General features: G+C 56.5%; 13 protein-coding genes. 10 read left to right on the forward strand and 3 right to left on the reverse strand.

Annotation, left to right across the window (positions count from 1 at the left end; genetic code table 11):
- Positions 1 to 434 precede the first annotated feature (434 nt).
- The 4 genes from ACR0K5_RS11540 (at position 435) to ACR0K5_RS11555 (ending at position 4,350) form a co-directional block, all read left to right on the forward strand.
- Positions 435 to 1,184: a 5-oxoprolinase subunit B family protein gene (locus ACR0K5_RS11540; protein ID WP_480629801.1), complete on the forward strand. Its 750-nt coding sequence runs from the start codon at positions 435 to 437 to the stop codon at positions 1,182 to 1,184.
- On the forward strand, positions 1,181 to 2,179 hold the full coding sequence (locus ACR0K5_RS11545; RefSeq protein ID WP_480629802.1) for a 5-oxoprolinase subunit C family protein: 999 nt from the start codon (positions 1,181 to 1,183) through the stop codon (positions 2,177 to 2,179). Before ACR0K5_RS11540 ends, ACR0K5_RS11545 begins: the two co-directional genes overlap by 4 nt.
- A 12-nt stretch (positions 2,180 to 2,191) precedes the next feature.
- Positions 2,192 to 2,953, forward strand: a complete 762-nt coding sequence (locus ACR0K5_RS11550; protein WP_480629803.1) for a LamB/YcsF family protein — start codon at positions 2,192 to 2,194, stop codon at positions 2,951 to 2,953.
- Positions 2,954 to 3,102: 149 nt separating this feature from the next.
- Positions 3,103 to 4,350, forward strand: a complete 1,248-nt coding sequence (locus ACR0K5_RS11555; protein ID WP_480629804.1) for a hypothetical protein — start codon at positions 3,103 to 3,105, stop codon at positions 4,348 to 4,350.
- Positions 4,351 to 4,407: 57 nt separating this feature from the next.
- On the opposite strand, the gene ACR0K5_RS11560 is transcribed toward ACR0K5_RS11555, so the two are convergent.
- Together ACR0K5_RS11560 and ACR0K5_RS11565 are read right to left on the reverse strand one after the other, a co-directional pair.
- Positions 4,408 to 5,802: a D-alanyl-D-alanine carboxypeptidase family protein gene (locus ACR0K5_RS11560; RefSeq protein ID WP_480629805.1), complete on the reverse strand. Its 1,395-nt coding sequence runs from the start codon at positions 5,800 to 5,802 to the stop codon at positions 4,408 to 4,410.
- A gap of 279 nt (positions 5,803 to 6,081) precedes the next feature.
- Positions 6,082 to 6,783: an HAD family hydrolase gene (locus tag ACR0K5_RS11565; protein WP_480629806.1), complete on the reverse strand. Its 702-nt coding sequence runs from the start codon at positions 6,781 to 6,783 to the stop codon at positions 6,082 to 6,084.
- A gap of 93 nt (positions 6,784 to 6,876) precedes the next feature.
- On the opposite strand from ACR0K5_RS11565, the gene clpS reads away from it, so the two are divergent.
- From clpS to hemF, 4 genes are read left to right on the forward strand one after another with little or no spacing between them, the layout of a single operon-like run.
- A complete protein-coding gene (clpS, locus tag ACR0K5_RS11570) occupies positions 6,877 to 7,218 on the forward strand; it encodes an ATP-dependent Clp protease adapter ClpS (protein ID WP_480629807.1) in 342 nt (113 codons plus the stop codon).
- A 43-nt stretch (positions 7,219 to 7,261) separates the two neighbouring features.
- Positions 7,262 to 8,227, forward strand: coding sequence for a class I SAM-dependent methyltransferase (locus ACR0K5_RS11575; protein ID WP_480629808.1), 966 nt, complete (start codon positions 7,262 to 7,264; stop codon positions 8,225 to 8,227).
- Between the two features lie 36 nt (positions 8,228 to 8,263).
- Complete coding sequence (locus ACR0K5_RS11580) at positions 8,264 to 9,064, forward strand: SDR family NAD(P)-dependent oxidoreductase (RefSeq protein WP_480629809.1); 801 nt, start codon at positions 8,264 to 8,266, stop codon at positions 9,062 to 9,064.
- A 5-nt stretch (positions 9,065 to 9,069) separates the two neighbouring features.
- On the forward strand, positions 9,070 to 9,954 hold the full coding sequence (hemF, locus tag ACR0K5_RS11585; protein ID WP_480629810.1) for an oxygen-dependent coproporphyrinogen oxidase: 885 nt from the start codon (positions 9,070 to 9,072) through the stop codon (positions 9,952 to 9,954).
- 3 nt (positions 9,955 to 9,957) lie between these two features.
- Here the strand turns inward: hemF and ACR0K5_RS11590 are convergent, their stop codons facing one another.
- Entirely contained in the window at positions 9,958 to 10,365 is a 408-nt protein-coding gene (locus tag ACR0K5_RS11590) for a hypothetical protein (protein ID WP_480629811.1), read from the reverse strand.
- A gap of 186 nt (positions 10,366 to 10,551) precedes the next feature.
- Between ACR0K5_RS11590 and ACR0K5_RS11595 the strand changes: the two genes are divergently transcribed.
- Positions 10,552 to 11,064 (forward strand): toxin-activating lysine-acyltransferase, encoded by a 513-nt coding sequence (locus ACR0K5_RS11595; protein ID WP_480629812.1) that lies wholly within the window; start codon positions 10,552 to 10,554, stop codon positions 11,062 to 11,064.
- Positions 11,065 to 11,979, forward strand: coding sequence for a Hint domain-containing protein (locus ACR0K5_RS11600; RefSeq protein ID WP_480629813.1), 915 nt, complete (start codon positions 11,065 to 11,067; stop codon positions 11,977 to 11,979).
- Position 11,980: the final 1 nt, after the last annotated feature.

Consider the following 11,980-nt stretch of genomic DNA (forward strand, 5'->3'; position numbering starts at 1 on the left):
TAAGTATAACCACACCAAGCCGCAAGCAGAAAATGACGTTGCTGAGCATTTTTTTGAAGTTTCCACAAAAATACTTTAAAACCAATAGGTTGCCTAGCAACGAGGGACCTATCCATTATGCCAATTGAAACTTTTCTCCAGTGGTAACCTTTGAGCATCTTGAGAGGCAAAAGGTGAAACTACCATATATAGGGAGTCGACCAATACTGGACACAAGGCTGCGCGACTCAAACCAGTGAATCGACTCGGGACTCCACTGGATTCGGCATCGAAAACCTTCAACGACAGAATTCGGACCATGCCGAGTCGGAATGCCTCATATAACTCCGACTGCACCTTCAGAGCGCTGACATTCTGAACACCTATCTTGCACATCCCAACGGGATGCGTTCTGGTCGCAGCAATTCCTTTTCGGTTTCAGTAGCGAGACAGACATGGCGCGCCACCTTCAGTATCCTCTGGTCAGAACCGTCGGATATGACGGAGCGCTTGTTACGTTCGCGGACTCAATGTCTGAAGCTGCAAACCGCGCGGCGCTGGCGTTTCGATCCGAAGTGGATCAGCTTCAATGGACAGAGGTCACCGAATCTTCAGCTTCATTGGGATCGGCTTTTGTTCGGTTCGACACGCAATGCATTACCCATCAGCAGATGTTGCACAAGCTTCAGGACCTGGTTGACCAAAAGGACTGGTACAACACGCCACTGCCAACAGGTCGCAGGTTGTGGCGCGTTCCGACTGTTTATGGCACCGATCTTGCGCCTCAGTTGGACGATGCCGCTGCCGCTGCCGGTCTGACACCGGAAGAAGCAATACGACGGCTTGGACAATCCCGCGTGCGGGTTTTGACAATCGGGTTCGCCCCCGGGCAGCCATACCTTGGGCCATTGGGTCCTGAGTTCAATATTCCACGACTGCAATCCTTGACCCCCATGGTTCCCGAGGGTGCTCTGGTTCTGGCGATCTCTCAATTCGTTCTGTTTTCCGGACCGACCCCAACCGGATGGCGACATGTAGGGCAAACCGCCTTTCGGTGTTTCCAACCCGAGCTGAAAGAGGCTTTTGCCCTCAAACACGGGGATGAACTGATGTTCGAGCCCGTTTCCCGCGAAGACCTGGAACACATAAGAGCCAACAACGAGGATGGTACAGGCGGAGCAACCTGCGAGGAGATTACGCAATGAGCCTGATCGTCCACCAGATTGGCTCGGCATGCACCATCCAGGATCAAGGGCGCACTGGTTATCTGGACCAGGGCCTGTCCCGGTCCGGTGCCGCTGACACTCTGGCCCTATATGAAGGAGCTGCGCTGCTCGGTCAGAGCCCGGAACTCGCCGCGCTGGAAATGGCCGGAGTGGGTGGCGAGTTTGAGGCCACACAGAACATACGCATTGCTTTGACCGGTGCCCGGATGCAGGCAAGTATTGATGGCAGCCCCGTGACCTGGAACGCATCTCACCTCATGGAGCCAGGACAACGGTTGGTCATTGGCGCCGCCCTGCAAGGCAACTACGGCTATCTACACTTGGTGGGCGGAATTGAATCCGAAGTCTTTCTGGGATCGCGATCCGCGCATCTGACTGCCCGGATTGGAAGGGCGGTGCAGAGCGGTGACAAGCTGACCTGTGCTCCGGACGCAGGCGACGCCGGTTTGAAACTGACCCCTTTCGAACGCTTTTCAGGCGGCGTGCTGCGTGTTGTGGCCAGCTTTCAGACGTCTCTGTTTGATGAGGCGACCCTTGAGCGTTTTGCCCGCACCGAATTCCGCCGTGGCGCGCGCGCCAATCGGATGGGGATGCAGGTAGACAGCAACGGCGACGGGTTTGCAGCCTCGGGCCAGCTGAACATATTGTCCGAGGTGATCACCCCCGGCGATATCCAGATGACCGGTACCGGAGACCCGTTCATCCTGCTGCCGGAATGTCAGACCACGGGTGGGTATCCCCGCATCGCAACCGTTTTGCCCTGCGACTTGCCCCGGGCAGCACAGACACCCGCAGGCGGAGCAATCAGGTTCGAATTCGTCAGCATGGATCAGGCCACCGAATTGCACAGGGTTTTTCTGTCAGACCTTGCGAAACTGCCATCAAAAGTCGAGGCGCTGGTGCGTGACCCGCATGACATACCGGACCTGTTGTCCTACCAATTGATCGGCGGAGTGATCTCTGCCACCGACTAAGGAGATGTGCCAATGCCAAGCGTCGATCTGAATGCCGATATGGGGGAAAGCTTTGGCCCCTGGAAAATGGGCGATGACGAAAGCCTGCTGAAAATTGTCACTTCCGCCAATATTGCCTGCGGCTTTCACGCAGGTGATCCGGATGTGATGGCATCGACAATGAAGCTGGCTGCCGAAAACAATGTTGGCATCGGCGCGCATCCCGGGTTTCCCGACCTGCAAGGCTTTGGTCGTCGCAACATGAAGCTGTCTCATGACAACCTTTGCAACCTGGTGCGGTATCAGTTGGGCGCAGCTATGGGCATGGCCAAGACGGTTGGCACCCGAGTTCGTCATCTAAAGCTGCATGGCGCACTGGCCAATATGTGTTCGGTCGATATCGATATGGCGCGAGCGTGCTATCAGGCTGCACTGGACGTCGACCCCGACATCATCGTGATGGTACTTGCGGTAACCAAACAGGAACAGGCCGTGCGCGAGCTTGGGTGCAAATGGGTGGGCGAGATTTTTGCCGACCGTGCCTATAATGACGACGGCACGTTGGTTGACCGAAGCCTGCCCGGCGCGGTGATCCACGACGCCGATGTCGCCGGGCCACGTATCCTGAACATGGTGCGCGAAGGCGCGATCATCACAGAAAGCGGCGAGCGGCTGGAGACATCAATCGACACAATTTGCCTGCACGGGGACGGACCCACCGCGGTTCAGATCGCGCGTTCAGTTCGCGAAAGCCTGATTGGCGGCGGTGTCGAGGTCACGAAATTCATCCGCTAGCCACCCCGCTTTAACATCTGCACTCTTAATTCACGACTGTTGCCCGTACAGGCGACAGCGCCTAGCATGGTGGGCAAGTGCATGTTCTGAATACTACAATTTCAAACAATACCTTGACCCGCAGCGGGCAAGCGCAAGGAGGTCGTCGAATGTCATTTGATCTGATGTCTTATCAGCCCAGGGGGGACAAGAAGAACTCGGACTTTTTCAACGAGTACCTTCCGAAGATATATGAACGCCGGACAAGCGCGGGCATTGCGGATCAGGTCGGCGCAATGCGGGCCATCATCATTCAGGTCGAACCAGATGCGGTTTTCGAAACAATGGTCGAGCTTTATGTGATGACGCCCTATCGTCACACCGCCAGCTATCTGGGGCAAACTCACAGATTCTCGGTCCTGCATTCGCATCCCGATTACCCGGCATTGATCCTTATGGCCCCGCTCAGCCCGGGGTTTGAAGATTTCATTCCTCGCATCAATCGCATGTACCCTCTGGCGCGCAATACGCCGCAAACGCGCTATGTTGGCGAGGTTTTCGCCGCTTGTGATCTGAACGCATTGACCGGAACACTTGAGGATCAGAACATTCGCTTCGAGTATTCCGGGGACACCGAGAACCCATTCTACACATCGGAAGGGTTCCGATTCACCACCCCATCCGATTTCACGTGTAACCGGATTGGGTATTCGACCCACGACTTTAACGACACCGACAGCCTTGGTCTTGGGGATCGCGTGCTGCTCAGCGATGCGGAACAGGCCCGCCTGAGACAGGCGGCAGACTTCGGATCAGACAGCAAGATCGCCCCGCTCATGTTGGGTATAGACCATCTTGCGACGCGCGTACTGGCGGGTGAGCGCGAGGATGCAATCCTCGAGTTCCTGACCATGGTGCCCTATTATTTCTGGGGGGCCTACAACATCTTCGACATGAACTCGTCGACCAACGTGAACCGCAACGGCAATGTCAACGATGACAAGAAGTCCCCGGCCAAGGTTTTCACCGCAAATAACACGCCATCCTTTGTCAACTCTTTCGCCAAACTGCCAATGCCGACCGAGGATTTTGTGCGTAATTTCGGCCGCCGCCTGCATCACATGGCCGTCGAGATACAAGACGGCGATCACGGCGCCGGGGAAAAGAACGTCGATTTCGTGGTGAACACCCTGAAGGACAAGGGCGTGCCATTCCTGGCTCATGTGGTGGGCGAGTGCAAAGACGATCCGAATCTGAAACAGATCTTCTCGAAACATTCAAAGCATACGCTGCTGATCACCGAATATATCGAGCGATGTCACAAGTATGACGGGTTCTTCACCAAAGACAATGTCGCCGCCCTGACGGCTGCTGCCGGGCAAGACGAACAATACCAGCACGGGCACGTTTTCGATTGAAAAAAGGGCTGCGGAACACCGCAGCCCAGACCCATTCAGGAGAGAATATGCCGAGCCTTATGATGGCCCGATCATGAAACAGGTGACGTTGCGGGCTTGCAGACGGCGGCAGGCCAAATCGGCCTGTTCGCGGGTCATGCCCTGAAAGGTTGCGTCGAACCCACGCGAGCTTTGGTTCACTTTGCGCAACGTGCCTTCCAGCGTGGTCATTTCCGACAATGCGGTTTTCAGCAAAATCTTCTCGGCCTCATATCGCGTGGTATAGCGACCCACATTGACGCCCCACAGATGCCCACCTGACGAAGACAAGCGCGTGACCACCTCCTGCTCGGGCTCTGGCTGTTTGGTGGTATCAGTCGAGGCCAGCACCAGATTGTCAGGGCGCAATGCCGGACGGGTGTCAGATGTTTCCACAGGCGGCGCAGTTGGTGCTATATCGGCTTCGGCAATGGCCGCAGCTATGCCGATGGTAATGCGGTCGCTGTTCTCATCGGCTGCTGCGACAACCGCACTTGCGACTTGCGTTGCCGCACTCGGACGCACAATCGGGCGCAGGCTGGATTTTGGCGCCCCGCTCACGCTTGCCACCTGCGTACTGCCACCCAGCCCGACATTGCCCGCGTAGGTCGGGCGGGCAGGTTTGCGAATAGGGGCGCGCGACGGGGCACGACGGAAACCCATATCCAGAAGTTCCGCAACCTTGGCATTCCTTGAGGCTCCGGATTTTCCGCCAAAGACGGTTGCGATGATGCGTTCATCCTTGCGTTTCGCCGAAGCCACCAGATTGAAGCCCGCCGCACGAGTGTACCCGGTCTTGATGCCATCGGCACCTTTGTAAGCGGCCAGCAGGCGGCGGTTGGTGTTGGGAACGGTTTTGATCCCGGCATTCGTCGATTGGCGCGAGAACAGATTGTAGTATTGCGGATAATCATACAGCAGATGCCGCCCCAACGTGGTCATGTCGCGCGCGGTGGACAGATGCCCCGACTCGGTCAGACCATGGGCGTTCTTGAAGGTCGTGCGGCTCATACCCATTGCTTTGGCGGTCCGGGTCATGCGTCGCGCAAAGGCCGCTTCGGATCCGCTGATGGCAATACCAATGGCCGTGGCCGCATCGTTTGCCGATTTCACAGCCGCAGCACGGATCAGATATCGGAATGCAATCGTCTGGCCCGAGCGCAGGCCCAGCTTCGACGGCGGTTCAGCCGCTGCCTTCTTGGTGATCCGCACCTGGGTATCCAGCGTGATTTCACCGTTTCGCACCGCTTCGAACGCAATATAAAGCGTCATCATCTTGGTCAGCGACGCCGGGTGCAACCGTGTGTCAGCATTGCGCGAATGCAGAACCTCTCCGGTTCGGGCATCAATCACCATTGCCGCGTAAGGTGCCGCCATGGATTTGAGCGGCGCAAAGGCCAGCACACATAGCACCGCTATAAGGAATAAGCCCATTCGGGCCGGAACTGTCCGCCGAATCTGCACGATCTTTGCCTCTGTCTGCCTCGCGCCGCCGGGTTTTCCCGGTCAGCAATAATTGTTTTATTACCCACAAGGCTATCACAGAGACCCTATGAAATAAACTGAAAGCTGAGCTTTTCGCGGTTTCGTTACGCTGTCCGAACAGGACTATATCTAGACAGAACCAGCTCAGAGCCCACCAGATGCGCGATTAAGGCAGAACTTCGCCCGTGCCCGGCAGGGTTTTTGTGAAACTGCGGCCAAAAGGCAACATCACTTCAGGTCGCGCACCAGATCGGCCAGCTCGCCTAAATCCCTCAACTCCCGGAATCGGGGGCTGTCGACCGGGGCATCAGCATGCTCCACCTCCCAGACAAGGCCATGTGGGACGTAAACCCCCCAACTCCCGGCCTGAATCGGGGCCACGACATCCGACCGCATGGAGTTGCCCACCATCATCGCGGCCGCCGGGCCATCACCGTACTGCTCAAATATGGCCCGATACGTATCGGGCGTCTTTTCCGACACGATTTCCACCGCGTCGAACAGATCGCCCAGACCGGATTGAGCCAGTTTGCGCTCCTGATCGATCAGGTCGCCCTTTGTGATCAAAACAACCCGGCAAAAGTCGGCCATGCCTTCTACGGCTTCGCGAGCATGGGGCAACAGCTCGATCGGATAGGCCAGCATTTCTTGCCCAGCTTCGATCAATTGCCGAATAACCGAGGCCGGAACGCGGTCATCCGTGACCTCGATAGCGGTTTCAATCATCGACAGTACAAAACCCTTGATGCCATAGCCGTAATGACGAAGGTTGCGTTTTTCCGCCGCCAGAAGGCGCTCCATCAGATGGTCCCGGTCAGCGTGATTGGCCAGCAATTCGGCAAAATGCGCCTGTGTCAGCTGAAAAAACCGCTCATTATGCCAAAGGGTATCATCCGCATCGAAACCGATTGTCGTCAGCTTTTTAGTCATCCTGTTTACGTCCGCTTGCTCTTTTCACCGGCCATGCCCACGTTATATAAGCGCCAAGATAAACCCCAAGCCTGAATCGGACAGTAGCCTACGATGCTGGAAAAGACCTGGATGATGTCTGAGGAACCGGACGACGACAATGACGCGTCCGTCCTGCTGCAGACGCGCCCAAAAACCAAGCGTCCACCTTTGTACAAGGTGCTGTTGCTGAACGACGATTACACTCCGATGGAGTTCGTGGTTCATGTGCTGGAACGATTCTTCGGCATGACCCACGCAGAGGCGTTCGAAATCATGCTGACCGTGCATAAAAAAGGTGTGGCCGTCGTCGGCGTCTTCAGTCATGAGATTGCCGAGACAAAAGTTGGCCAGGTGATGGATTTTGCCCGCAGGCACCAGCACCCACTACAATGCACCATGGAACGCGAAGAATAGGGCTTTTCGCCTGACGCTCACCCACTTTCTGCCGGAATTGCCCATGTCCCCTCGTTTGGAACTTGCTTTGCAAAACGGCCTGTCGCTGTCGCTGCCCCTTAGCGTGATCTGCCCTGTGCCAGACCATGATTTGTCAGCGTTTCCCCATAAAGCGCAGGTGGTGCAACCGTTCAGGCCTTTTCACGACCATTTTGCTGCGCAAGGCTTTGACACGGTGCCCGAAACAGATGGTCCTTGTCGGGACGCAATCGTGTTTTTGCCACGCGCCAAGGCGCTGGCACGGGCGATGATCCATCAGGCTAATTCGCGAGCCCAAGGCGTTGTCGTGATTGATGGCGCCAAGACAGATGGAGTGGACAGCATTTTGAAAGATGTGCGCAAACGTGTTGCTGTCGAAGGTCCGCTTTCAAAAGCGCATGGCAAGATTTTCTGGTTTCGAGCAGATGCTCACACCTTTGCCGACTGGGCCGCGCCAAACGCGCAGGTGGTCGATGGATACCATACAGCGCCGGGGGTGTTTTCGGCAGACGGGATCGATCCCGCCTCGGCCATGTTGCTGAAAGCTTTGCCTGCCAAGCTCGGGCCACGGCTGGCTGATCTGGGTGCGGGTTGGGGGTATTTATCCGCAGAGATACTGAAGCGCGACGGGATGAAATCCGTGCATCTGATCGAAGCAGACCACGCGGCTCTCGCCTGTGCGCGCATCAATGCATCGGACCCAAGGGCTCAGTTTTATTGGTCCGATGCTGTCAACTGGACCGCGCCTGAGCCCATCGACACTGTGGTAATGAACCCTCCGTTTCACACCTCACGCAGCGCCGACCCGGCACTGGGACAAGGTTTCATTACTGCAGCGGCCCGCAATCTGACGCGCAACGGAACCCTATGGATGGTCGCCAATCGCCACCTTCCCTATGAGACAACTCTGAACGAATATTTCGCTCAGGTCGATGAAGTCGCCGGCGACAACCGGTTCAAGGTGTTTCAGGCCTCTCGCCCTCGGCGATAAGGCCAGCTAACCTGCCCCCAATTCAGGAGGATTCGGATGTCCTTTTCCATCGCAGGCAAAACAGCAATCGTAACAGGCGGGGCCAACGGCATCGGTCTGGCCATAGGGCGGCATTTCGCGGATGCAGGTGCAAATGTCATGTTCGCCGACATGGACGAAAAACGCCTGGTCGATGAGCTGGGCGAACAGGCCGAGGACGGCAACATCCGCTATTTCGCAGGCGACCTGCGTGAAAAGCTGACCATTGCAAACCTGCTATCGGCAACATTGGACGCCTTTGATCAGGTGGATATTCTGATCAACGGCGCGCGTCAGGTGATCCCGTCTGATCCGCTGGACCCCGATGACGACTCGATGCGCACCTTGCTGAACCAGAACCTGATGCCCGCCCTGAGACTCAGCCAATTGGCCGCAAAACGCATGATAAAACAAGCCGGGGATGACGATGAAAACCCGGCGGGGTCGATCATCAACCTGTCGTCCATTGCAGCCCGCCGCACGCATCCGGACCTGATGGCCTATTCCGTTTCGACGGCAGCGTTGGATCAGATGACCCGGTCTTTGGCCGTGGCGCTGGCGCCAAACCGCATCCGGGTCAATTCGATCGCGCTCGGCTCGGTCATGAGTGCTTCGCTGCAATCGACGCTGAAAGAAAACCGCGATTTCCGCGACGATATCGAAAAGCACACACCACTTGCCCGTATCGCGTCGGCGACCGAGCTGACGGAAACCGCGCAGTATCTGGCATCCGATGCAGCCGGGTTCATCACGGGCCAGATCCTGACAATCGATGGCGGTCGTACCTTGCTTGACCCTGTCGCAGCACCTGCACATTAAGCCTTATGTTCGATACAGAAAAATCCACCGCCTCTGCCTGGTTTCGCCAATTGCGCGACGGCATTGTTGCCGCGTTTGAAGCTTTGGAAGACAGCCACGACACCGGCCCGTTCTCTGACGCGAAATCCGGCCGGTTTGAGGTCAAGGAAACCAAACGCCAATCCGAGGACGGATCGGACGCAGGCGGTGGGCTTATGTCGGTCATGCGCGGCGGCCGTGTTTTTGAGAAGGTCGGCGTCAATGTCTCAACCGTCTACGGCACACTGGGGGAACGTGCGCAACAGGCAATGGCAGCGCGCAAAGGCATCCCCGGAATGACCGAGGATCCGCGGTTCTGGGCTTCGGGGATCAGTCTGGTGGCGCATATGCAGAACCCGCATGTCCCGGCCGTGCATATGAACACACGAATGTTCTGGACCCCGCATGCATGGTGGTTCGGCGGCGGATCAGACCTGAACCCCTGCATCGAATATGATGAGGATACGGCGCATTTCCACGACACCCAAAGGGCTCATCTGGACCCGCATGGCCCCGGGCATTATCCGCGTTTGAAAGACTGGGCAGATGAGTATTTCTATATCCCCCACCGCAAACGTGCACGAGGCGTGGGCGGGATTTTCATGGATGATTTTTGCACCGGGGACTGGCAAGCGGATTTCGCTCTGACGCAGGATATCGGACAGGCTTTCCTACCCGCTTTCCTGCCATTGGTTGAAAAGCGGCGCATACAGGGCTTCTCGGATGCCGACAAAACCGCTCAGCTGGTGCACCGCGGTCTCTATGCGGAATACAACCTTGTCTACGACCGGGGAACCAAATTCGGGCTGGAAACCGGACATGACCCGGATGCCGTTCTGATGAGCCTGCCGCCGATGGCGAAATGGGTCTGACGCTCAGAACGTATCCATGATGAAGTTGTCATAGCAGTAGTTCTGCGCGGACACGGCCGACATGTTTGCCCCAACCTTCCTGACGGTGATGGAATACCCCGGCTTGGTATCCGCTCCCGGCGGCGGGGTCAGCGAGAATTGCACGGTTCGGACACCGGGTTCATAGGCCCGCCAGATGTATATCCGCTGATTGTTTGGAACGCCCAGCGCGCGGATCGCATAATTTCCAATACCGCACCAATAGTTGACGGGCGCTGATGACCCGACGGCTTTAACCTCGTAGACACCGTCCGGCAGAGGCGTGATCTCGGTACGGAATTGCGGCCTGACAGACAGGCCGAAGCCAACGGCCTCAGCCAGAGCAGGCACCAACACCAGTATTGCAGGGGCAATGATCTTAACAACGCGCATGATTCAGGTATCCCGAAAAAAGGGTTCCGATACCATTACCATAGTCGGGGCGACTTGCGAGTAAAGTGCGACAAGCCTGTTATACGCGCACGTCGACTGCATCAGGGAATTTCCTCTACCCATATTGAGGGAAAGCGGTACACTGATTGTGAGATTTCGGTTCACATCAAGGTATTGGCTGTCCCGTTGAGCAAGAGCTTTCCAAAAGACTGGTTCGATTTCACACCCGAGAAATATGCCGATCTGGGTGCGATGTTCTATCTGGCGGGGCTGACGAAAACACATCAGAAACGCAGTCTGGCGCAGGTTTTGTATGCATTCGAAACTCCGTTTCGCCTGGGCCAGTACCAGATCTTCCGACAGAACGGATTCCCCCGCGGCTTTGTCACATTTGCCGGGCTCAGCCCCGAGGCCGAGCTCCGCTATGCAGTGAAAGAAAAACCCCTGACGGACTCAGACTTCACCAGCGGGCCTTCTTTCTGGATTGTTGATCTGGTGGCCCCATTTGGACAGACCAGTCAAATTGTTGATATCCTCAAACAGGAAATCCCGCATCCTCGTGTGCGCACTAACCGGATGGACAGCGACATGACACGCAACCGGATTGTCGAATGGAAGCGGGATGAGGCAGGCGAGATCCATATGCGCCTGTATCGGAAGAAGGAATTTGCACAGGTGCTACAGCAGGGCCGCGAATAAATGGTTTCGATTACTGTTCCGATCACGGGCGAACTGACCGGTAACGTGACTGGATTCCCGCCCAATGTAGAGATGGGACAACCCACGCTGAATAACGGGAATTTCAACGCGATCACCCAAGACTGGGTGATTTCAACACCTCCCGCAAACGGCACGGCCACAATAGATCCCGACACGGGGGAATGGACCTATACCGTCGATCCGACGTTTTTCGCAGGTTTGGATAAAGGTGAAATTGCAACTGACTCTTTCTTCATCAGCGTTTCGGGCACATTTCAATTCGGCACGTATTCCGGCGGCCCAGTACAAGTTTCCATTACGATCGAAGGTGTCTGTTTTGCGGCCGGAACTCTGATCGAAACGGAAGACGGCCCTCGCGCCATAGAAACACTGAGCGTGGGGCACAAAGTGGAAACCGCCGATCACGGGCTGCAACCCATTCGATGGATCGAAAGCAGTACGATTGCACCCGAACGATTATGCGATGAACCGGCGATGCGGCCCGTTCGTATTTCCGCAGGCAGTCTGGGTCCGAAAACGCCCTCCAGGGATCTGCTGGTATCGCAGCAGCACCGCATTCTGGTGAAGGGGCCCAAGGTCGAGTTGTTTTTTGGAGCAACCGAAGTGCTGGTTGCAGCAAAACACCTGTGCGGATGGCCTGGAATAGACATTGATACATCGATTGAAACGATCGAATATCTCCACATCCTGCTGGATCGGCATGAAATCCTGAGCGCCGAAGGAACGCCGGCCGAAAGCCTGTTTCTGGGGGAAGAGGCCCTGTATACGCTGTCCTCTGACGCATTGCGGGAACTGGCTGCAATTTTCCCGGATAGGCCGGCTTCTGATCATACCGGGTTCGGGCGCGCAGCCCGGTTGATTCTGCGCGAGCACGAAGCTCGCGCGCTCGCCTGAG

Source organism: Ruegeria sp. AB9 (genome assembly GCF_056542585.1).

Coding starts and splice junctions, on each gene's coding strand:
- ACR0K5_RS11590 (WP_480629811.1), bottom strand. CDS start 10,365: ATGCGCGTTGTTAAGATCATTGCCCCTGCAATACTGGTGTTGGTGCCT.
- ACR0K5_RS11555 (WP_480629804.1), top strand. CDS start 3,103: ATGTCATTTGATCTGATGTCTTATCAGCCCAGGGGGGACAAGAAGAAC.
- ACR0K5_RS11575 (WP_480629808.1), top strand. CDS start 7,262: ATGTCCCCTCGTTTGGAACTTGCTTTGCAAAACGGCCTGTCGCTGTCG.
- clpS (WP_480629807.1), top strand. CDS start 6,877: ATGCTGGAAAAGACCTGGATGATGTCTGAGGAACCGGACGACGACAAT.
- ACR0K5_RS11545 (WP_480629802.1), top strand. CDS start 1,181: ATGAGCCTGATCGTCCACCAGATTGGCTCGGCATGCACCATCCAGGAT.
- hemF (WP_480629810.1), top strand. CDS start 9,070: ATGTTCGATACAGAAAAATCCACCGCCTCTGCCTGGTTTCGCCAATTG.
- ACR0K5_RS11540 (WP_480629801.1), top strand. CDS start 435: ATGGCGCGCCACCTTCAGTATCCTCTGGTCAGAACCGTCGGATATGAC.
- ACR0K5_RS11550 (WP_480629803.1), top strand. CDS start 2,192: ATGCCAAGCGTCGATCTGAATGCCGATATGGGGGAAAGCTTTGGCCCC.
- ACR0K5_RS11580 (WP_480629809.1), top strand. CDS start 8,264: ATGTCCTTTTCCATCGCAGGCAAAACAGCAATCGTAACAGGCGGGGCC.
- ACR0K5_RS11565 (WP_480629806.1), bottom strand. CDS start 6,783: ATGACTAAAAAGCTGACGACAATCGGTTTCGATGCGGATGATACCCTT.
- ACR0K5_RS11560 (WP_480629805.1), bottom strand. CDS start 5,802: ATGGGCTTATTCCTTATAGCGGTGCTATGTGTGCTGGCCTTTGCGCCG.
- ACR0K5_RS11600 (WP_480629813.1), top strand. CDS start 11,065: ATGGTTTCGATTACTGTTCCGATCACGGGCGAACTGACCGGTAACGTG.